The organism is Knoellia sp. LjRoot47, from assembly GCF_964253435.1.
Lineage (GTDB): Bacteria > Actinomycetota > Actinomycetes > Actinomycetales > Dermatophilaceae > Knoellia.
In genome coordinates this window covers 2,189,318-2,208,523 of sequence record NZ_CAXUQS020000001.1, presented here as the reverse complement: position 1 = coordinate 2,208,523, position 19,206 = coordinate 2,189,318, and the positions used below count along the sequence as shown (strand labels likewise).

The 19,206-nt window shown below is 70.3% G+C and carries 20 protein-coding genes and 1 tRNA gene; 7 read left to right on the top strand and 14 right to left on the bottom strand.

Annotation, left to right across the window (positions count from 1 at the left end):
• Window position 1: 1 nt before the first annotated feature.
• On the bottom strand, window positions 2-130 hold the full coding sequence (locus tag ACSQ11_RS10730; protein ID WP_436005194.1) for a hypothetical protein: 129 nt from the start codon (window positions 128-130) through the stop codon (window positions 2-4).
• 162 nt (window positions 131-292) lie between these two features.
• Between ACSQ11_RS10730 and ACSQ11_RS10725 the strand changes: the two genes are divergently transcribed.
• Window positions 293-367, top strand: a complete 75-nt coding sequence (locus ACSQ11_RS10725; protein ID WP_009775747.1) for a 50S ribosomal protein bL37 — start codon at window positions 293-295, stop codon at window positions 365-367.
• Between the two features lie 134 nt (window positions 368-501).
• Here ACSQ11_RS10725 and rsrA read toward each other — a convergent pair whose 3' ends face one another.
• Together rsrA and ACSQ11_RS10715 are read right to left on the bottom strand one after the other, a co-directional pair.
• Window positions 502-816: a mycothiol system anti-sigma-R factor gene (rsrA, locus tag ACSQ11_RS10720; RefSeq protein WP_436005190.1), complete on the bottom strand. Its 315-nt coding sequence runs from the start codon at window positions 814-816 to the stop codon at window positions 502-504.
• Window positions 813-1,439, bottom strand: a complete 627-nt coding sequence (locus ACSQ11_RS10715) for a sigma-70 family RNA polymerase sigma factor (RefSeq protein ID WP_436005188.1) — start codon at window positions 1,437-1,439, stop codon at window positions 813-815. The genes rsrA and ACSQ11_RS10715 overlap by 4 nt, the downstream gene beginning before the upstream one ends.
• Before the next feature lie 159 nt (window positions 1,440-1,598).
• Between ACSQ11_RS10715 and ACSQ11_RS10710 the strand changes: the two genes are divergently transcribed.
• Window positions 1,599-2,147, top strand: coding sequence for a ferritin (locus ACSQ11_RS10710; RefSeq protein WP_436005186.1), 549 nt, complete (start codon window positions 1,599-1,601; stop codon window positions 2,145-2,147).
• Here the strand turns inward: ACSQ11_RS10710 and ACSQ11_RS10705 are convergent.
• Window positions 2,144-2,773: an alpha/beta hydrolase family protein gene (locus tag ACSQ11_RS10705; RefSeq protein ID WP_436005184.1), complete on the bottom strand. Its 630-nt coding sequence runs from the start codon at window positions 2,771-2,773 to the stop codon at window positions 2,144-2,146. The genes ACSQ11_RS10710 and ACSQ11_RS10705 overlap by 4 nt on opposite strands.
• Window positions 2,770-3,612 carry an SOS response-associated peptidase gene (locus tag ACSQ11_RS10700; protein ID WP_436005182.1) on the bottom strand — a complete coding sequence of 281 codons (843 nt, stop codon included), beginning with the start codon at window positions 3,610-3,612 and terminating at the stop codon, window positions 2,770-2,772. Before ACSQ11_RS10700 ends, ACSQ11_RS10705 begins: the two co-directional genes overlap by 4 nt.
• A gap of 106 nt (window positions 3,613-3,718) precedes the next feature.
• Here ACSQ11_RS10700 and ACSQ11_RS10695 point away from each other — a divergent pair, with 106 nt between their 5' ends.
• From ACSQ11_RS10695 to rsgA, 3 genes are read left to right on the top strand one after another with little or no spacing between them, the layout of a single operon-like run.
• Window positions 3,719-4,258 (top strand): DoxX family protein, encoded by a 540-nt coding sequence (locus tag ACSQ11_RS10695; RefSeq protein WP_436005180.1) that lies wholly within the window; start codon window positions 3,719-3,721, stop codon window positions 4,256-4,258.
• Window positions 4,245-5,543: a 3-phosphoshikimate 1-carboxyvinyltransferase gene (gene aroA, locus ACSQ11_RS10690; protein ID WP_436005178.1), complete on the top strand. Its 1,299-nt coding sequence runs from the start codon at window positions 4,245-4,247 to the stop codon at window positions 5,541-5,543. Before ACSQ11_RS10695 ends, aroA begins: the two co-directional genes overlap by 14 nt.
• Entirely contained in the window at window positions 5,543-6,574 is a 1,032-nt protein-coding gene (rsgA, locus tag ACSQ11_RS10685) for a ribosome small subunit-dependent GTPase A (protein ID WP_436005176.1), read from the top strand. Before aroA ends, rsgA begins: the two co-directional genes overlap by 1 nt.
• 79 nt (window positions 6,575-6,653) lie before the next feature.
• On the opposite strand, the gene ACSQ11_RS10680 is transcribed toward rsgA, so the two are convergent.
• The 5 genes from ACSQ11_RS10680 to ACSQ11_RS10660 form a co-directional block, all read right to left on the bottom strand.
• Complete coding sequence (locus ACSQ11_RS10680) at window positions 6,654-7,880, bottom strand: ABC transporter ATP-binding protein (protein WP_436005174.1); 1,227 nt, start codon at window positions 7,878-7,880, stop codon at window positions 6,654-6,656.
• Window positions 7,873-8,904 carry an ABC transporter ATP-binding protein gene (locus tag ACSQ11_RS10675; RefSeq protein ID WP_436005172.1) on the bottom strand — a complete coding sequence of 344 codons (1,032 nt, stop codon included), beginning with the start codon at window positions 8,902-8,904 and terminating at the stop codon, window positions 7,873-7,875. Before ACSQ11_RS10675 ends, ACSQ11_RS10680 begins: the two co-directional genes overlap by 8 nt.
• Before the next feature lie 16 nt (window positions 8,905-8,920).
• Window positions 8,921-9,841: an ABC transporter permease gene (locus tag ACSQ11_RS10670; protein WP_436005170.1), complete on the bottom strand. Its 921-nt coding sequence runs from the start codon at window positions 9,839-9,841 to the stop codon at window positions 8,921-8,923.
• On the bottom strand, window positions 9,834-10,763 hold the full coding sequence (locus tag ACSQ11_RS10665; RefSeq protein ID WP_436005168.1) for an ABC transporter permease: 930 nt from the start codon (window positions 10,761-10,763) through the stop codon (window positions 9,834-9,836). Before ACSQ11_RS10665 ends, ACSQ11_RS10670 begins: the two co-directional genes overlap by 8 nt.
• 282 nt (window positions 10,764-11,045) lie before the next feature.
• Window positions 11,046-12,701 (bottom strand): peptide ABC transporter substrate-binding protein, encoded by a 1,656-nt coding sequence (locus tag ACSQ11_RS10660; protein ID WP_436005166.1) that lies wholly within the window; start codon window positions 12,699-12,701, stop codon window positions 11,046-11,048.
• Window positions 12,702-12,894: 193 nt separating this feature from the next.
• Between ACSQ11_RS10660 and hisN the strand changes: the two genes are divergently transcribed.
• On the top strand, window positions 12,895-13,677 hold the full coding sequence (gene hisN, locus ACSQ11_RS10655; protein WP_436005164.1) for a histidinol-phosphatase: 783 nt from the start codon (window positions 12,895-12,897) through the stop codon (window positions 13,675-13,677).
• A gap of 4 nt (window positions 13,678-13,681) precedes the next feature.
• On the opposite strand, the gene ACSQ11_RS10650 is transcribed toward hisN, so the two are convergent.
• The 4 genes from ACSQ11_RS10650 to ACSQ11_RS10635 form a co-directional block, all read right to left on the bottom strand.
• Window positions 13,682-15,040: a M16 family metallopeptidase gene (locus ACSQ11_RS10650; RefSeq protein ID WP_436005162.1), complete on the bottom strand. Its 1,359-nt coding sequence runs from the start codon at window positions 15,038-15,040 to the stop codon at window positions 13,682-13,684.
• Window positions 15,037-16,323 (bottom strand): M16 family metallopeptidase, encoded by a 1,287-nt coding sequence (locus ACSQ11_RS10645; RefSeq protein WP_436005160.1) that lies wholly within the window; start codon window positions 16,321-16,323, stop codon window positions 15,037-15,039. Before ACSQ11_RS10645 ends, ACSQ11_RS10650 begins: the two co-directional genes overlap by 4 nt.
• A 79-nt stretch (window positions 16,324-16,402) precedes the next feature.
• Window positions 16,403-17,812 (bottom strand): NAD(P)/FAD-dependent oxidoreductase, encoded by a 1,410-nt coding sequence (locus ACSQ11_RS10640; protein WP_436005158.1) that lies wholly within the window; start codon window positions 17,810-17,812, stop codon window positions 16,403-16,405.
• Window positions 17,813-17,903: 91 nt separating this feature from the next.
• A tRNA-Met gene (locus ACSQ11_RS10635) sits at window positions 17,904-17,980 on the bottom strand.
• A 163-nt stretch (window positions 17,981-18,143) separates the two neighbouring features.
• Between ACSQ11_RS10635 and ACSQ11_RS10630 the strand changes: the two genes are divergently transcribed.
• Window positions 18,144-19,199, top strand: coding sequence for an FUSC family protein (locus ACSQ11_RS10630; protein ID WP_436005156.1), 1,056 nt, complete (start codon window positions 18,144-18,146; stop codon window positions 19,197-19,199).
• Window positions 19,200-19,206: the final 7 nt, after the last annotated feature.

The window sequence follows — 19,206 nt, the reverse complement described above, 5'->3', positions numbered from 1 at the left end:
CCTACCACTGCCAGCCATCAAGCTGGATGATGGGACGCGAGGGCGCGGCCTCGGCCTGGGCGGCGCTGGCGCCGACGGAAGCGAGCGCGGCGAGCGCGACGGCGGAGGCGAGGATGCGAAGAGTGCGCATGAGGAGACCTTTCTCTGATCCGACCAGGGAAGCCGGAAGAAGACGGGCTCATCCTTTCACGGTTTCAACGTGTGCGACAATGAATTGGACAAGTGATCTGCGTTGCCCCGGCACGCTGCAGGGCACCTGGTCACCGTTGCACCCCGATCTCGAGGAGTTCCCATGAGCAAGCGCGCCCGCAAGCGCCGCTCGCGCAAGGGCAACAAGGCCAACCACGGCCGCAAGCCCAACGCCTGAGCACTGCGCAGCAGACGACGAAGGGACGACCACCGTTGGTGGTCGTCCCTTCGTCATGTCGGGCGTGTCGCGCGCGGCTCAGGCGTTCTCGCCGCGCGGGCACGGCTCCCCCGCCCGTCGCGCAGCGGCGCGGCTCAGCCGTCCAGCTCGAGCCGCACCATGGTGATGCGCTGGAGGATCTGCACGCGCACGGAGTCCGGGCAGGCCTGCTCCTGGGCGTTCGAGCGCCGCACCGCTGCCTTGACCGCGCGGTCGAGGTCGTGCTCGCTCAGGCAGGGACCGCACGCCTCGAGGTGCTGGGCGACCCGGGCCACGTCGGCTGGCTGCATCTCGCCGTCGAGGTACTCGTAGATCCGGTGCAGGACCTCCGAACACTCCGCGTGCGACTCGACGTGCGCCTCTGGCGTCTGCGACGTCCCGGTCGCGTGTCCTTCGTGCATCTCGTTCATGACGAGACCTCCTTGCCGAAGCCGCGCTCCGCGGCATACTCGGTCAACATCTCGCGGAGCTGGCGGCGACCGCGGTGGAGACGGGACATGACGGTGCCGATCGGCGTCCCCATGATCTCGGCGATCTCCTTGTAGGCGAACCCCTCGACGTCGGCGAGGTAGACCGCCATCCGGAAGTCCTCCGGCAGGTCCTGCAGCGCCCGCTTGATCTCGGAGTCGGGCAGGTGGTCCAGCGCCTCCGCCTCGGCGGACTTCAGGCCCGAGCTCGTGTGCGACTCGGCGCGCACCAGCTGGTAGTCCTCGACGTCCGCCGCGTCGGACTGCTGGGGCTCGCGCTGCTTCTTGCGGTACGTGTTGATGTAGGTGTTGGTGAGGATCCGGTACATCCACGCGCGCAGGTTGGTGCCGGGGCGGTACTGGTGGAACGCCGCGAACGCCTTGGCGTAGGTCTCCTGGAGCAGGTCCTCCGCATCCGCAGGGTTGCGCGTCGTGCGCAGCGCCGCGGCGTAGAGCTGATCGAGAAGGGGCAGGGCCTCGGCCTCGAAGCGCGCCTGGCGCTCGGCGGGGGTCTCGGAGGCCACGTCGACGGTCGTCTCGTCGGAGGTCGTCTGTGGTGTCGTCATCGCACTCCAGCCTAGACCCGTCTCGGCGGGGGACGTCGTGTGCAGGACCAGCACGGGCACACCTCTCGAACGCAGCTGGGCACCACCGGGTCGCGGTGCCTGATCGCAGGAGTCAACAGGCGTGGGGACGGCGCCATTCCCCGCCTGTAGCGTTTGCGCATGTTCACGTCGTCCGAGTCCTCCTTCGTCACGCTCCTCGGTGAGCAGGTCCGCCACGAGTTCACCGCCAGCCAGCAGTACATCGCGATCGCCGTCTGGTTCGACGACCTCGACCTGCCGCGCCTCGCCGAGCGCTTCTACGCCCAGAGCGTCGAGGAGCGCAACCACGCGATGATGATGGTCCGCTACATGCTCGACCGTGACTGGAGCGTCGAGATCCCGGGCGTCGACGCCGTCCGCAACGAGTTCGCCAAGCCCGCCGAGCCGATCGCCCTCGCCTACGCGCAGGAGCAGAAGGTCACCGAGCAGTGCGAGGCGCTCTTCCGGGCGGCTCGGGCCGAGGGCGACGTGCTGAGCGAGCAGTTCATGCTGTGGTTCCTCAAGGAGCAGGTCGAGGAGGTCTCCTCGATGAAGACCCTCCTCACGATCACCGAGCGCGCGGGGGACGACTGGTTTCAGGTCGAGGAGCACCTCGCCCGCGAGCCGCAGGAGGACCCGGACGACGCCTCTGCGCCCGAGGCGGCCGGCGGCATGCTCAGCGCCGGCTAGTCGAGCGTCTCGACGAACGCCCGCGCCGCCTCGACGAGCGGACCCGTCGCCCTGATCGTGTGCTCGCCCTTGACCGCGGTGACGTATGCCGGGTCGTCCAGCTCCGCGCGCACCTCACCCGGGGTGCCGAAGGGGTCCTTCTCCCCCTGCACCACGTGCAACGGGATGCCGGCCCCGACGGGCAGCCGCAGCTCGTCGGCCCGGGAGACCTCGGGCCGCCCCGGCGGGTGCAGCGGGAAGGACAGGCACAGGACACCGTCGGCCCCGAGGTCGGACGCCGTGCGGCAGGCCACCCGCGCACCGTTGCTCTTGCCCGACAGGACGAGGGGTCCCGGGAGTCGGCCACGGCCGGTGCGCAGCGACTCGACCACCGGCAGCCAGGCCTCGTCCTGCGGGACGGGACGCGGCGGCATACGGCGTCCTGCGACGCCCCACGCCTGCTGGACGAACGCGACCGCCCACCCGGAGGCGACGAGTCCGTCGCGCACCGCGAGGAGGTCGGCCCCGGTGAGCCGGCCGCTGGCCCCATGGGTGAGCACGACAGTGCCCCGGGCGTGAACCGGTCGGTCGACGTGCGCGTGCGCCGGGCCGAGGGGTGTCTCGACCTCGACGAGACGGGTGCTCACGTCGTGCCGCCGAGGATCTCGCCGGTCATCGGGTCGACGACACCGTGCAGCTCGGACTCGGGGAGGGGGTCGAGGAGCTGGGGCCCGTTGGACCGGTTGCTGCTCACGGCCCGCGAGACGGGGTATGCCGTGAAGCGACCGGGTGCTCGCGCGGCGAGGAGCTCGCCGACGTGGCCGAGGTCGGTGAGCCCGGGGTCGAGCCAGTCGGCCCACTGCTCGCGGTCGAGCACGAGGGGCTGGCGGTCGTGGATGCGGTCGAGACCGGGCTCGGCCTCGGTCGTGATGATCGTGAAGGTCGTGAGCCACGCGGCTGGGTCGTCGTTGTCGGCGACCGCCGGGTCGCGCCAGAACTCGTAGAGGCCGGCGAAAGCACAGCTCGTGCCGTCGTCGCGTGCAGTGAAGAAGGGCTGCTTGAGCGGCTTGCCCTTGGCGTCGGTCGCGGTCGGTGAGACCTGCCACTCGTACCAGCCCCGACCCGGCACGAGACAGCGTCGACGCGCGGCAGCCTTAGCGTAGGCCGGTTTGTCGAGCACCGACTCCGCACGGGCATTGATCATCCGCACCCCAGCCTTGGGATCCTTGGACCAGCTCGGCACCAGGCCCCAGGTGAGGAGCCGGAGCTGGCGGGCAGGTGGGGCGTCGTCGTTGCCACGTGGGGCCCGGGTGAGCACGACGGGCGCCTGCTTGGTGGGGGCCATGTTGTGGTCGGGGGTGCCGGCCGGCGGCGACTGCGGGTTGACGAGCACGCTGCGGGTGGGCTCGGTCGTGCGGTCGTCGTCGACCTCGAACTCAAGGGTCAGCTCGTCAGGGTTGGCCGTGGCCGCGTAGCGCCCGCACATGCGCCCAATCTACGCAGGGGCGCTGACACGCGGACGACACGGAGCCGTGAGCACCAACTACGGTAGGAACAGGTCCACGATCCGTCCCGACCCGTGAGGAGGACGCATGTCCCTCGTGCGTCGTGTTGCCCGTCCCATGCTTGCTGCCATGTTCGTCGTCGGAGGTCTCGACCAGCTCAAGCACCCCGGCGCCAAGGCCAAGGCCGCCCGGCCCGTCCTCGACCAGGCACCCAAGGTGGGTCTGCCCGACGACCCCGAGCTCCTCGTGCGCGCCAACGGCGTCGCGATGGTCGGCGGCGGCGCGCTGCTCGCGACGGGTCACCTCCCCCGCATCGCCTCCACCGTGCTCGCCGGCACGCTCGTGCCGACGACGCTCGCGGCACACCCGTTCTGGAACGAGTCCGACCCGCAGAAGCGCAGCCAGCAGCGCGTGCAGTTCCTCAAGAACCTCGGCCTGCTCGGCGGCCTGCTGCTCGCGGCCGTCGACACCGACGGTCGCCCGAGCCTGGCCTACCGCGCGCGCAAGGCTGGCGCGAGCGCGCAGCGCACCGTGCACACGACCAAGCGAGAGGCCCGGCACGCCGCCAAGGCGGCCCGGCGCGAAGCCCGACTCAAGGCGGCCCAGGCACAGAATGCCCTCACCTGACTGGACCTGCCCGGCCGCCGAGGGACCGGTCGACGCCACCGTCGAGCTCCCCGGCAGCAAGTCGCTGACCAACCGCTTCCTCGTCCTCGCCGCTCGCGCGGGGGGCCTCTCCCGGCTGCGGGCGCCCTTGCGGTCGCGCGACACCCTGCTCATGGCACAGGCGCTGCGATCCCTCGGGGTCGGTGTCGAGGACGTCGACGCCGACGACTGGCTCGTCACCCCCGGCAGCACGGGCGGGGACTCGACGATCGACTGCGGCCTCGCCGGCACGGTGATGCGGTTCGTCCCGCCGCTCGCCGCCCTCGCTCGCGACGACGTCGCCTTCGACGGCGACCCGCACGCCCGCACCCGGCCGATGGGCCCAGCCCTCGAGGCCCTGCGGGCCCTCGGCGTCGACGTGAGGGACGAGGACAGGGGCACCCTGCCGTTCGTCATCCGTGGCTCCGGTGTGGTGCGCGGCGGGGAGGTCACGCTCGACGCGTCGGCGTCGTCACAGTTCGTCTCGGCGCTGCTCCTCTCCGGAGCGCACTACGAGCAGGGCGTGACGATCAGCCACCAAGGCGCACCCGTGCCCAGCCAGCCGCACATCGCGATGACCGTCGAGGCCCTGCGTGACGCCGGGGCCGACGTGGACGACACCGAGACCGACGTCTGGCGCGTCGAGCCCGGCCCGCTCAACCCCCTCGACGTCCAGGTCGAGCCCGACCTGTCCAACGCCGCGCCCTTCCTCGCTGCCGCCCTCGTCACCCATGGGCGGGTGCACGTGCCCGGGTGGCCGCAGCACACGACGCAGGCCGGCGACGACATCCGCGACATCCTCGACGAGATGGGCGCCGACGTCGTCCTCGCCCGTGACGGGCTCACCGTCAGCGCGGCCGACGGCTTCACCGGTGTCGACCTCGACCTCCACGACGCGAGCGAGCTCACCCCGGTCGTCGCCGCCCTCGCGGCGTTGGCCGACGGGCCGACCGTCATCCGCGGGGTCGCGCACATCCGGGGCCACGAGACCGACCGGCTCGCCGCCCTCGCCCGCGAGCTCGGCGCGCTGGGCGCGGAGGTCTCCGAGACCGACGACGGCCTCCGCATCGTGCCGCGCCCCCTCTCCCCCGGTCGCTTCTCCACCTACGCCGACCACCGCATGGTCATGGCCGGCGCCGTCCTCGGACTCGCGGTGCCGGGACTCGTCATCGAGGACCCGGGCACCGTCGCCAAGACCCTGCCCACCTTCACGGACCTGTGGTCGGGCATGCTCCACGAGCGCTCGGCCCAGGGGCGCACCGCCTGATGGCCCGCTCGACGAGCGACTACGACGAGTCCGACGCCCGGATCCGGCCCAACAAGCGGGGCTCCCGCCCCCGCTCCAAGGACCGCCCGGCGCACCTCGACGCCGTGCCCGCCATGGTGACCGGCGTCGACCGCGGCCGCTACACCGTGCTCGTCGGCGACGGGCTCGACGACGAACGGGTCGTCATCGCCATGCGCGCCCGGGAGCTCGGCCGCAAGGGCATCGTCGTCGGTGACGACGTCGCGCTGGTCGGGGACGTGTCCGGCAGCCCTGACGCCCTGGCCCGGATCGTGCGCGTCGAGCCTCGCCGGACCCTCTTGCGACGCACGGCCGACGACACCGACCCCGTCGAGCGGGTCATCGTCTCCAACGCCGACCAGCTCGTCGTCGTCTCTGCCCTCGCCAACCCCGAGCCGCGGCCCCGGCTCATCGACCGGTGCCTGGTCGCCGCCTACGACGCCGGCATGGCGCCGCTGCTCGCGCTGACCAAGGCAGACCTGGCCGACTCCGGACCGTTCCTCGAGAACTACGCCCCGCTCGAGGTCCCTGCGGTCGTCACGGCCACCTCGGGCAGCGACGGCACCGACGGTCTCGACGCGCTCCGCGACGCGCTGCGCGGGCGGGTCAGCGTGCTCGTCGGCCACTCGGGCGTGGGCAAGTCGACCCTCGTCAACGCCCTCGTCCCGGGCGCCTACCGCGCGACGGGCGTGGTCAACGACGTGACCGGGCGCGGACGGCATACGAGCACGTCCGCGGTGGCGCTGCGGCTTCCGGACGGTGACGGCTGGGTCATCGACACCCCGGGCATCCGCTCGTTCGGCCTCGCGCACGTCGACCCCGAACGCATCATCACGCACTTCCCCGACCTCGAGGCCGGTACCGACGAGTGCCCCCGCGGCTGCACCCACGACGAGGAGGAGTGCGCCCTCGACGACTGGGTGGCCGGCGGTCACGCCGGACCGGCAGGGGCCTCGCGGCTCGAGTCGCTCCGGCGCCTGCTCCGCACGAGGACGCCCGAGAAGGGCGACTGACCCCTGCACGCACGACGAGGGCCCGGACGGAAGATTCCGTCCGGGCCCTCGCCGTGCGTGCCGTGGAGGCGGCGCCGCGTCAGATGCGCGGGTCGCGCTGCTCCGTCGGCTCGTCGTCGATGAGCCGGTGGGTGTCGGCCGGGCGGTCCAGCGGACCCTCGGTCTCACCCACGACCTGCGAGCTCTGCGCCACGCTGGCCGCGTCGGCGGGGAGCAGGTCGTCGGCCTCGGCGAAGGTGTCGAGGTCGACCACCTCGGTGCTGGCGAAGCGCGTGTCCACCTCGACGTCGGACACGTCGACAGTCTCGACGATGACACGCGGCTCGGCGAACAGGCAGGCCGAGCGGTGCTCGCCCACGCCGTCGGGACGGTCGATGAGCTCGGGGTCGTCGACCTTGCAGCGGTCCTGCGCCTTGAAGCAGCGCGTGTGGAAGCGGCAGCCCGACGGCGGGTTCGCCGGCGAGGGCACGTCACCCGAGAGCACGATCTGCTCGCGCTTGCCACGCATGAGCGGGTCCGGTACCGGCACCGCCGACAGCAGGGCCTGCGTGTAGGGGTGGGTCGGACGCTGGTAGATCTGCTCCTCGGTGCCGAGCTCGACCATGCGCCCGAGGTACATGACACCGACGCGGTCGGAGATGTGCCGAACGACCGAGAGGTCGTGCGCGATGAAGATGTAGGACAGGCCGAGCTCGTCCTGCAGCTTCTCCATGAGGTTGATGACCTGTGCCTGGACCGAGACGTCGAGCGCGGAGACCGGCTCGTCGCAGATCAGGACCTTGGGTCGCAGCGCGATGCCTCGGGCGATGCCGATGCGCTGGCGCTGGCCGCCGGAGAACTGGTGCGGGTAGCGGTTGATGTGCTCGGGGTTGAGACCGACCATCTCCAGGAGCTCCTGGACGCCCTTCTTACGACCGCCCTTGGGGACGACGTCGGTGTGGATCTCGAAGGGCTCCCCGATGATGTCGCCGACCGTCTTGCGCGGGTTGAGCGACGTGTAGGGGTCCTGGAACACGATCTGGATGTCGCGACGCAGCTTGCGCATCGCCGATCCGCTCTGCGAGTACATGTCGACACCGTCGAAGTTCACGGTGCCCGACGTCGGCTCCTCGAGACGCATGAGCACGCGGCCCAGGGTCGACTTGCCACAGCCGGACTCGCCGACGATGCCGAGGGTCTCACCCCGCTGGAGCTCGAACGAGACGCCGTCGACGGCCTTGACATGACCGGTCGTCGTGCGGAGCACACCACCCTTGATGGGGTAGTGCTTGTAGAGGTTGTCAGCCTTGAGAATGACGTCAGCCATTGAGGACCTCCTCGGCGAAGTGGCAGGCGGAGTCCTGGTTGGCGATGTGGCGCAGGGCCGGCACGTCGGTGCGGCAGACGTCCTGGGCCATGCGGCAGCGCGGGTTGAAGGCGCAGCCCGCCGGGATCCGGGTGAGGTTCGGCGGGAGCCCACCGATGGCGGCGAGCGTCTGGCCCTTCTGGTCGAGCCGCGGGATGGACTCGAGCAGACCGCGCGTGTAGGGGTGGGCCGGGCGGGCGTAGAGGTCCTCGATCCCCGCCTGCGCGACGATGCGGCCGGCATACATGACGGATGCACGGTCGGCGACGTCGGCCACGACGCCGAGGTCGTGGGTGATGAGGATGAGGCCCATCTGACGCTCCTCCTGGAGCTCAGCGAGCAGGGCCATGATCTGCGCCTGGACGGTGACGTCGAGGGCGGTGGTCGGCTCGTCGGCGATGAGCACCGCCGGGTCGAGCGCGATCGCCATCGCGATCATGATGCGCTGGCGCATGCCGCCGGAGAACTGGTGCGGGTAGTTCTTCACCCGGTCCTTGGCGCCGGGGATGGCGACGCGCTCCATGAGGCGGACGGCCTGCGCGTAGGCGTCGGACTTGTTCATGCCCCGGTGCTGCCGGAACATCTCGCCGATCTGCCAGCCGACCGGGAAGGTCGGGTTGAGCGAGCTCAGCGCGTCCTGGAAGATCATCGAGATCTCCGGGCCACGCGCCTTGCGCCGCTGCTCCTCGGGCATCGTGAGCAGGTCCTGGCCGCAGTAGCGGATCGCCCCAGAGGGGATGACCGCCGGCGGCATGTCGAGGATGCCCATGATGGCCTGCGCCGTCACGGACTTGCCCGAGCCGGACTCGCCCAGGATCGCGAGCGTCTCGCCCTGGTGCAGGTCGAAGGAGACGCCGTTGATCGCCTTGGCGACACCCTCGGCGGTGTGGAACTCGACGTAGAGGTCGTCTACCTCGAGGAGGCGTCCGTCGGCGTCGGGCTTGTAGTCCGATGCGGGCGCCACTGACTTGGTGGTGGTGGTCACTGGTTGCTCCTCCTGCTCATCGAGACTTCGGGTCGAAGGCGTCACGCACGGCGTCGCCGAGCAGGATGAACGCCAGGACCGCGAGGCTGAGGAACAGACTGGGGAAGAGAAGGATGTGCGGGTACGTCCGGACGGCCACGAGGGCGTCGCTGATCGCCACGCCCCACGAGATCGCCGGCGGCGTGAGGCCGATGCCGAGGAAGGACAGGGTCGCCTCCGCCACGATGAACGCACCGAGGTTGATCGTCGAGACGACGATCGCCGGGGCCAGCGCGTTGGGGAGGATGTGCGACCGGATGATCCGCCACGGGCTCGCGCCGAGAGCACGTGCCGCGAGGACGTACTCGTTGGGCTTGACCTGCAGGACGCTCGAACGCATGAGGCGCGCGATCGAGGGCCACCCGAAGATCGTCAGGGTGAGGACGACCTTGCCGACGATGAGGAAGTAGGGCGTGTCGGCCTTGTTGGGGAAGCTCGCCATGAAGAGGATGCCGCCGAGGAGCAGCGGGATGGCGAAGAAGATGTCCGTGATGCGCGAGACGAGCGCGTCGATCCAGCCGCCGTAGAAGCCGGCGATGATGCCGATCGCACCACCGACGAGCAGGGTGGCCAGCGACGTGAGGATGCCGACGATGATCGAGGCCCGGGCACCGTAGATGGTGCGGGCGAAGATGTCGTAGCCCTGGGTGTCGGTGCCGAACCACGCGTTGGCGTTGGGGGTCTGGCGCACGTTGTTGATGTCGCCGAAGGTCGGGTCGGTCTTGGTGAACAGCGAGGGCCAGACCGCCATGAGCACGAACAGGGCGATGAGGACCACGGAGATCCAGAACATCTTGTTCTTGCGGAGCGAGCGCCAGGCGTCCTGGGCGAGCGAACGGGCCTCGCCCACGTCGTCGCCGGCTGCGGGCTGGACGCTGACGGCAAGGGAGTCAGTCATGGCTGATCCTCGGGTCGAGCACGCCGTAGAGAAGGTCGACGAGCAGGTTGACGAGCAGGTAGACGATGACGAGCACGGTCACCGCGGAGACGACGGCGACACCGTCGCGGGAGTTGATGCCCTTCCAGATGTAGCCACCCACTCCCTGGATGTTGAAGATGCGCTCGGTCACGATCGCTCCACCAAGGAGCCCACCGAAGTCGGCGCCGATGAAGGTGACGACGGGGATGAGCGAGTTGCGCAGGGTGTGCACGCCGACGGCGCGGGACTTCGTCAGACCCTTGGCCGCGGCCGTGCGCACGTAGTCGGCGCGCAGGTTCTCGACGAGGTTGGTCCTCGTGAGGCGCGCGACGTAGGCGATGGACAGCGACCCGAGGACAAAGGCCGGGAGCACGAGCGACCACGTCGAGGCCTCGAGGCTCGGGACGGTCGCAGGGAAGATGCCCCACTTGATGCCGAAGAGGTACTGCAGGAGCACACCGATGACGAAGACCGGGATGGAGATGACGAACAGCGTGCTCACGGTGACGAGGTTGTCGATGAACCTTCCCTTGCGCACACCGGCGAGGACACCGGCGAGGATGCCGATGATCGCCTCGAAGGCGATCGCCATGAGGGCGAGACGACCGGTGATCGTGTAGCGCTTGGCGAGGTCCTCCTTGACCGGGATCCCGTAGTAGTTCGTGCCGAGGTCGCCCTGGACGAACTTGCCGAGGTACTTGCCGTACTGCACGGGCAGCGGGTCGTTGAGGTTGTGCTCCTCCTTGAACTTCGCCACGTACTCGGGCGAACAAGGCCGCTCGCCACACTTGCCGGCGGTCGGGTCTCCGGGCAGGGCGAAGACCATGGCGAAGATGATGAAGGTTGCTCCCAGGACCACCGGGATCATCTGCAGCAGTCGCCTGACGATGTACTTGCCCATGTCACCTCCTGAGGTCACTGTCGGCCCGGTCCGCGGTGGCGGAGGGGCACGGCGAGACGGCGTACGCGCGTCTCGAGAAGAGTTGTGGACGGCTTTGTGGGCCTGGCCGGTACAGCAACTTACCTGACGGATCGAAGGGCGCCGGGCGAGCTGGGGCTCCGGTTCGGGGTCTCGTGCCCCGTGGGGGAAATGTACCCCCGGCATGCTGTCGGCCTGCCGGCGAGTGCCGGCAGGCCGACAGCCTGCTGATGTCGGGTCAGGTGCTCACCCGACGCGCTGGGGTCACTTCAGCGAGATACCCGCGTAGTCCGGGACACCGAACGGCGTGGACTTGACGTTGGTGACCTTGTCCGACCAACCGAAGGTGGCCGTGGAGTACCACAGCGGGATGGTCGCCATGTCCTTGGCGACGATCGCCTCGGCCTCCTGGTAGAGCTTGTTCGACTCGGCAGCGTCGGTGGCCGCAGCGGCCTCCTTGAGCTTGGCGTCGAACGCCGGGTCGGAGAAGTCACCGTCGTTGGACGAGGCGCCCGTGCCGTAGAGCGGCGCGAGGAAGTTCTCGATCGACGGGTAGTCCATCTGCCAACCGGTGCGGAACATGCCCTTCATCTTCCGGTCGTGGATCTGGGTCCGGAAGGTGGAGAAGTCGACCACGGGGGTGGCGACACAGTCGACACCGAGAGCCTGCTTGATGCTGTTGCAGGTGGCCTCGGTCCACTCCTTGTGCGACGCGTCAGCGTTGTAGGAGAGGGTCATCTTGCCGCCCTTGAAGCCACCCGCCTTGGCGAGCTGCTCCTTGGCCTTGGCCGGGTCGTACTTGCAGAACTCGCCACAGACGTCGGCCTTGTAGCCGTCGACGACCGGGGAGACCCAGCCGGTCGCGGGCTCACGCGAGCCGTTGAAGATGGCCTTGATGATGGCCTCGCGGTTGATCGCCATGGAGATGGCCTTGCGGACCTCGGGACCGTAGTTCGGGTCCACCTTGGCCGGGGCCGTGGTGATCGTCTGGATGACGCCGACCGGCTTCTGGAGGTTGCGGTCCGGAAGGTCGGTCTTGTACTTGTCGTCGATCTGGGCGCTGGCCGGGACCTCGTCGGTCACGTCGAGTTGGTTGGCCTGGACGTCGGCGTAGGCCGCGTTGCTGTCCTGGTAGATCTTGAACGTGATGTTGTCGAGGTTGCCCTTCTTGTCGCCGCTGTAGTCGGCGAACTTGGAGAGCTTGATCTCGGAGTTCTTGGTCCACGCGTCGACCTTGTAGGGGCCGGCGGCGATCGGCTTGTCACCGAAGGTCTTCGGGTCCGTGAAGAACGCGTCGGGCTGGGGCGAGAACGCCGTGTAGCCGAGGCGCACCGGGAGGTTTGCGACCTTCTCGGTGGTCTTGATCGTGAACGTGGTGTCGTCGACGACCTTGAGGCCGGTCATCTCCTTGGCCTTGGGCGTCGGGGCCTTCTGCGGGCCGTCGCCGTCCGGGTCCTCGGACTGGAGGTCCGCGTAGCCCTCGACCGGCTCGAAGAAGTAGGAGCCGAGCTGGGCGTTGGGGCCGTAGGCCGTGTAGTTCCAGGCGTCGACGAAGTTCTTGGCCTTGACGACGGTGCCGTCGTGGAACTTGTAGTCCTTCTTCAGCTTGACCGTGAAGTTCTGGTTGTCCGAGGTCTCGATCGACTCGGCGATGTCGTTCTCGGGAGCAGCGGTGTCGACGTTGTACTTCACGAGCTTGGCCGTGATGACGTCGAGCACGTTGCCGCCACACGTCTCGGACGTGTTGCCCGCGATCAGGGGGTTCTCGGGGTTGCAGCCACGGACGGTGATCGCACCGCCGGCCTTCGCTGCGGAGTCGGTCGTGTCGCCGCCCTCATCGCCGCCGCCGCCACAACCTGCGAGCAGCAGCGCTGCCGCCGAGATGCCGGCAACGGCCACCGTGCGAGTGGTTCCTCGCATGGATGTCCTCCTACGTGTCGATCCGTCCCAGGGAAAGGAAACGGACATCAAGTGAGAGCCGGTCCCGGTCGGGTGGCCCCCGCGCACCGTGAGGCACGCGGACCCCATGTAAGACCAGATCGGCGACGCGCGGAACGGGCGTGACCGACACGAGACCCGATTGTGACCCTTGCGAGGGGCTACGGTGACGGGCGTGCCGACCTACGACGACGACCTGCGACTTGCCCATGTCCTCGCCGACGCCGTCGAGCGGGTGACGGTCTCACGCTTCCGCGCCGAGGACCTCCGGGTGGAGTCCAAACCCGACCTCACGCTCGTGAGCGACGCCGACCGCAGCGCCGAGGAGCTCGTGCGTTCGCAGCTCAAGCGGACCCGCCCACGGGACGCCGTGATCGGCGAGGAGATGGAGCCGACGGGCCACGGTCCGCGCCAGTGGGTCATCGACCCGATCGACGGGACCCACAACTTCGTGCGCGGCGTGCCGGTCTGGGCCACCCTCATCGGGCTCATCGACGCAGGACAGCCCGTCCTCGGCCTCGTCGCCGCGCCCGCCCTCAACCGCAGGTGGTGGGCCGCACAGGGCAGTGGCGCCTGGGCCGGCCGCAGCCTCACGTCGGCCAAGCGCATCTCGGTCTCGCAGGTGTCTTCACTCGGCGACGCCTCGTTGTCCTACAGCTCGGCGACCTCGTGGGAGGCTGTGGGTCGCCAGGAGGCGGTGCTCGACCTCGCGCGGGACTGCTGGCGCGAGCGTGCGTTCGGCGACTTCTGGTCCTACATGCTCCTCGCCGAAGGTGCCGTCGACATCGCGGCCGAGCCGGAGCTCGGCCTGCACGACATGGTCGCGCTCGTGCCGATCGTCACCGAGGCCGGAGGACGCTTCACGTCGCTCAAGGGCGAGGACGGCCCCTTCGGCGGCAACGCCGTGGCGACCAACGGCCTTCTCCACGACGAGGTCCTGTCCCGCATCGGCCTCTAGGGCCTCAGGCCGGGACCACCGTCACCGGTCCGAGGCCGAGGCCCTCGATGTCCTCGCGCAGGCTCGCCGCGTCGCCGACGACGATGACGACCCACTCCCCCGTCACGACGTCTGCGTATGCCGTGGTGAGCCTCGCGTCGTCGAGCTCGCGCATCGCGGCGAGGGTCTGCGTCTGGAAGTCGAGCGGGAGGCCCTCGATGGCGAGCGCGGAGGCCTCGTCCGCCACGGCGTCCGCCGTCGCGTAGCGACCCGGTGCGGTCTGGACGACGTAGTCCACCCCGCTGCGGATCTCGCTGTCCGAGAAGCCTTCTCGTGCCTTCTCGAGGATCTCGACGAGCAACCTCAGGGCGTCGACCGTCGCGTCGGCACGCACCGACCCCGCGGTGACGAACGACCCACCGCGGGCCCGCGGACGGAAGGCGGCGCGGATGCCGTACGTGTAGCCCTTGTCCTCGCGGAGCACGGCGTCGACGCGCGCGCTCGGGGAGCCACCGACAATGAAGCTGAGGACGGGGTAGGGCGCCCACCCGCTCTCCACGGACCGGTCCGGACCGGGAACGGCGACCGACAGCTCGCTCTGGACCGAGCCGGGCCGGTCGACGAGCACCACGCGGGCCTCTCCCCCGGCGGGCACCGGGGGCCGGGCGGGGGTGGCCGGCACGTGGTCCGGGTTGGCCCAGCCGCCGAGCCCGGTCGCCACGACCTCGGCGACATCGATCCCGTCCAGGTCCCCGGCGACGACGAGGGTGGCTCCGCGCGGACCGATGTGGGTGCGGTGGAAGGCGACGACGTCGTCCCGACTCATCGCGGAGATCGTCGTGGGCGTGCCTGCCGCGGGCCTGGAGGCGCGCTCGCTGGGCGCCCACAGGTTGGCGGTGAGCTCGCGGGCCGCACGGTGGGGCGCGGAGGCGCGCTCCTGCTCGATCTCGGCGAGCCGGCTCCGCAGGATGCGGCGCACCTCGGCCTCGGGGAAGGCGGGCTCGGAGAGGGCCTGTCTCAGCAGGTCCAACGCCTGCGGCAGGAATCGTTGCGGCACATCGACATCCACGCTCAGCGCGCCGTCGGTCACAGCGGCCCCGAGCACCATGCCGGTGCGCTCCATGAGCTCGGCGAACTCCTCGCTCGAGTGCTCGGCGGTGCCCTCGTCGAGGAGTCGTGCCGTCATCGCGGCGACCCCTTCACGGTCGGCGGGCTCGTCGGTGAGGGAGAGCGGCACGACGAGGCGGACCGAGACGACGTACTGGCCGGGGACGGCATACGAGAGAAGTCGGATCCCGTTCTCCGTCACCGACTCCTGCGGCATCGGGAAGGTCCACGGCTCGGGGGGTGCCACCTCGGGACGGGCTGCGGCGGTGGTGCTCATGCGACCTCCTCGCTCGCGACATGGGCGCGGTAGGCGACCACGGCTCGGCTCTCGGGACGCAGCCAGGTCGCGGCCGCGGACCGCACCTGCTCCGGGGTCACGGCACGCAGCCGGTCGAGGTGGGTGTTGACGAGGTTCGGGTCACCGTGGAGCGAGGCGTAGTGCGAGAGCGCGTCGGCGCGCTCCTCCTGGCTCGCCAGCACCGACAGCCAGCCGCGTTCGGCCTGGGCGAGGGCGGCGTCCATCTCGGCCTCGGTCGGTCCCTCGACCGCGAACCGATCGAGCTCCTCGACGAGCGCCTGCTCGACGGCGTCGGTGTCGGCCTCGTCGGCGATGTCGAGGACGAAGAACCCCAGGGACACCCCGTCGACGAAGCCCCACGACGTGGCGTGGGCGCCGAGGGCGGTCTGCTCCTTGCGCACGAGCCGGCGGACGAGGCGCGACGACGCCAGGCCACCGAGGGCGTCGAGGGCGAGGCTCACCGCGTCGAACTCGGGGGTCTCGTCGACGGGCAGCCGGAAGGCGACGTGGAGGCGGTCGTTGGGCACGTCCTCGCGGCGCTCGACGCGCACGGGCTCGGTGAGCGGAGCGAGCGCCTCGACCGGTCCGCGCCGGGGCTCCCCGCTCGACTCGATCGCGCCGAAATAGCGCTCCACGAGGGCGAACCCGTCGTGCGGTGTGACGTCGCCGCACAGCGTGAGGACGGTGTTGTCCGGCGCGTAGTGGCTCCGGAAGAACGCATGGACGTCGTCGAGGCTCGCGGCGTCGAGGTCCTCCATCGAGCCGATCGTCGGGTGGTGGTACGGGTGCCCCTCCGGGAACGTCGCGGCGTAGACGTCGATGAGCGCGTTGCCGTAGGGCTGGTTGTCGTAGCGCTGGCGCTTCTCCTCCTTGACCACGTCACGCTGGTTGTCGAGGTTGGCCTGGTTCACCGCGTCGAGCAGGTGCCCGTGCCGGTCCGCCTCGAGCCAGAGGGCGAGCTCGAGCGCACCCTTGGGCACCGTCTCGAAGTAGTTGGTGCGGTCGAACCACGTCGTCGCGTTGAGCCGCCCGCCCTGTGCCATGAGCGCCTCGAAGTGCTCGCCGCTCGCGACGTGGGCCGAGCCCTGGAACATGAGGTGCTCGAAGAGGTGCGCGAACCCCGTGCGACCGGGTGCCTCGTGGCGCGACCCGACTCCCACCCAGATGTTGACCGTGACGTTGGGGACGCTGGGATCCGGTGAGACGACGACGCGCAGCCCGTTGGGGAGGGTGCGCTCGTGGACCGGGTAGTCGAGCGGCATGGCGCCACCCTACGTGGCGTGGGCGCGCCCGATCCGTGTCCGGCGTGGGACGTGGACGACCCGCGGGTATGCCGGCCGGTCAGCTCGCGTGCTCGGCCTCGGCCGCCGTCGTGCTCGCGGACGCGCTCGAGCTCGGCGTCGGCAGGTGGTCGGTCTCGACGACCGGCAGCTTAGGCAGGTCCTCGGGCGGGATGTTGCGGATGATGTTGCGCGCGAGGATCTGCTGTGCGGTCACGGTGCGCTCGGAGCGGCCACGGCCGATGAAGCTCACCATCCAGTGCAGGAGCGTGGTGATCCGCTGCTTGAAGCCGATGAGGTAGACGATGTGGATCGCGAGCCACAGCACCCAGGCAAGGAAGCCCGAGAACCGCAGCTTGCCGACGCTCGCCACGGCGCTGAACCGCGAGATCGTCGCCATCGAACCCTTGTCGAAGTACGAGAACTTCTCGGGCGCGGGCTTGCCGTCGAGCCGCGCCTTGAGGTGCTTGGCGGCGTAGCGGGCGCCCTGGATCGCGACCTGTGCGACGCCGGGGAGGCCGTCGAGGGAGGCCATGTCGCCGACGACGTAGACGTCGGGGCGACCGGGGAGGGTGAGGTCGGGGTTGACGAGGACGCGACCGGCGCGGTCGAGCTCGGCGTCGGACTGCGCGGCGAGCATGGCGCCCAGCTCGGAGCCCTGGACTCCGGCGGCCCAGACCTTGGTCGCGGCCTCGATGCGGTCGCGGGTCCCGTCGGCCTTCTCGATGTCGATGCCGGTGGAGTCGACGCCGACGACCTTGGTGCCGAGCTCGACCTCGACGCCCATCGTGGTGAGGCGGTTGCGGGCCGCGCCACCGAGCCGGTCACCGAACGAGGGCAGCACCTGGGGGGCGGCGTCGAGCAGCACGATGCGCGCCTGACGGGTGTCGATGGCGCGGAAGTCGCGCTTGAGGGTGCGGTGGGCGAGCTCGGCGATCTGGCCGGCCATCTCGACACCGGTGGGACCGGCGCCGACGACGACGAAGGTGAGGTAGCGGTCGCGCTCGGCCGGCGACGTGGCGAGCTCTGCCCACTCGAACGAGCCGAAGATGCGGCCGCGCAGCTCGAGGGCGTCGTCGATGCTCTTCATGCCCGGGGCGTACTCGGCGAACTGGTCGTTGCCGAAGTAGGACTGACCGGCGCCGGCGGCGACGAGGAGCGTGTCGAACGGCGTCACGGTCTCGCGGCCGAGCACCTCGCTGGTCACGGTCTTGGCCTCGAGGTCGATGTCGGTGACGGTGCCGAGGATGACGCGCGCGTTCTTCTGGCGGGCGAGGATCTCGCGAGTGCTCGGCGAGATGCCGCCCTCGGAGAGGATGCCGGTCGCCACCTGGTAGAGCAGCGGCTGGAACAGGTGGTGGGTCGTCTTGGCGACGAGAGTGACCTCGACGTCCTTGCGGCGACGCAGGGCCTGCGTGCCGAAGAGCCCGCCGAAGCCCGAACCGATGACGACGACGCGGTGCGTGGTCATGCTGTGCCTCCTCGTGGCTGGCCGGGTGACCTCCACCCTGCCGGAAAAACGACGAACGGCGGGCCGTCAGTGACGACCCGCCGTTGTCGGTTGGTAGCGGGGGCAGGATTTGAACCTGCGACCTCCGGGTTATGAGCCCGGCGAGCTACCGAGCTGCTCCACCCCGCGACGAGTGAGGACCTTGCGGCCGCTCGGTGGTTCTAGGTTACGGGACACCGACGCGAGGACCAAATCCGGTGGGTCGAGCCCGCGCCGGTGGGCCGTGACGTCGACCCACGACCCCCCGCGCTCCCCCCACCGACCCGCTCGCCGCCCGCGGGACGGTGGGACGATGGCGGGCATGTGGACCGGTGGCAGCAGGGCGTCGTCGCCGACCTCACGTCCCCCGACCCTCGACTTCGGGGTGCGCGACCTCCTCCGGCTCAACCCGGTGCCGCCGGGCTCGCACCGCGTCGCCCTGCGGGCCGGGCTCAGCGTCGCCGTGCCCCTGCTCACGGTCATCGCGCTCGGCCGCACGCCCTGGGCGGTGTATGCCGCGTTCGGCGCGTTCACCTCGCTCTACGGGCGCAACCACGTCCACGTCCCACGCGCGGTCATGCAGGCGACCGCCGGCCTCGCGCTGGTGACGTGCGTCGGACTGGGTGCTGCCTTCGCGGCGTCCGGCGCCGGTCCGTGGGTGCTCGTGCTCGCGGCGGTCGGGGTGGCCGGCGTGGGGTCGCTGCTGTCGACCGTCCTCGACTGGCACCCCTCGGGTCCGCTGTTCCTCATCTTCGCGTTCGGCACCGTCGCGGCGACGCACGCCACGTGGTCGGACGTCCCCATCGCCTTTGCGGTCGCGGCCGCGAGCGCTGCCTTCGCGCTCGTCGTCGGCAACATCGGCGCCGTCGTGACCCGGACCGTGCCCCAACCCCGGGCCCGGCTCCGCTCGCCCCGCGGTCCCGACCCGTTGCGCTACATGGTGGCGGTCGGTGTCGCGGGAGCGGTCGCGACCACGGCCGGGCTCGGGCACTCGTGGTGGGCGATGGTCGCGGCGGCGGCGCCGCTGAGCGTGCGGGGCCGGGCCCACCAGGCGCTGCGCGCGGGTCACCGCATCGCCGGGACCGTCCTCGGCCTCCTCACGAGCATCCCGCTGCTGCTCCTCGGGCTGGACCCGGTCCCGCTCGTGCTCGTCGTCGTCGTGCTCCAGGTCGTCACCGAGCTCCTCGTCGGCCGCAACTACGGCCTCGCCCTGCTCTTCATCACGCCCATGGCACTGCTCATGGGCCAGCTGGGAGCGTCACAGTCCGCGCCGGCGCTCGTCCTCGACCGGGGCGTCGAGACGGTCATCGGAGCGGTCGTGGCCGTCGCCCTCCTCGCGATCGAGAACCGCCGCGCCCACCAGTGGTGAACGCGGC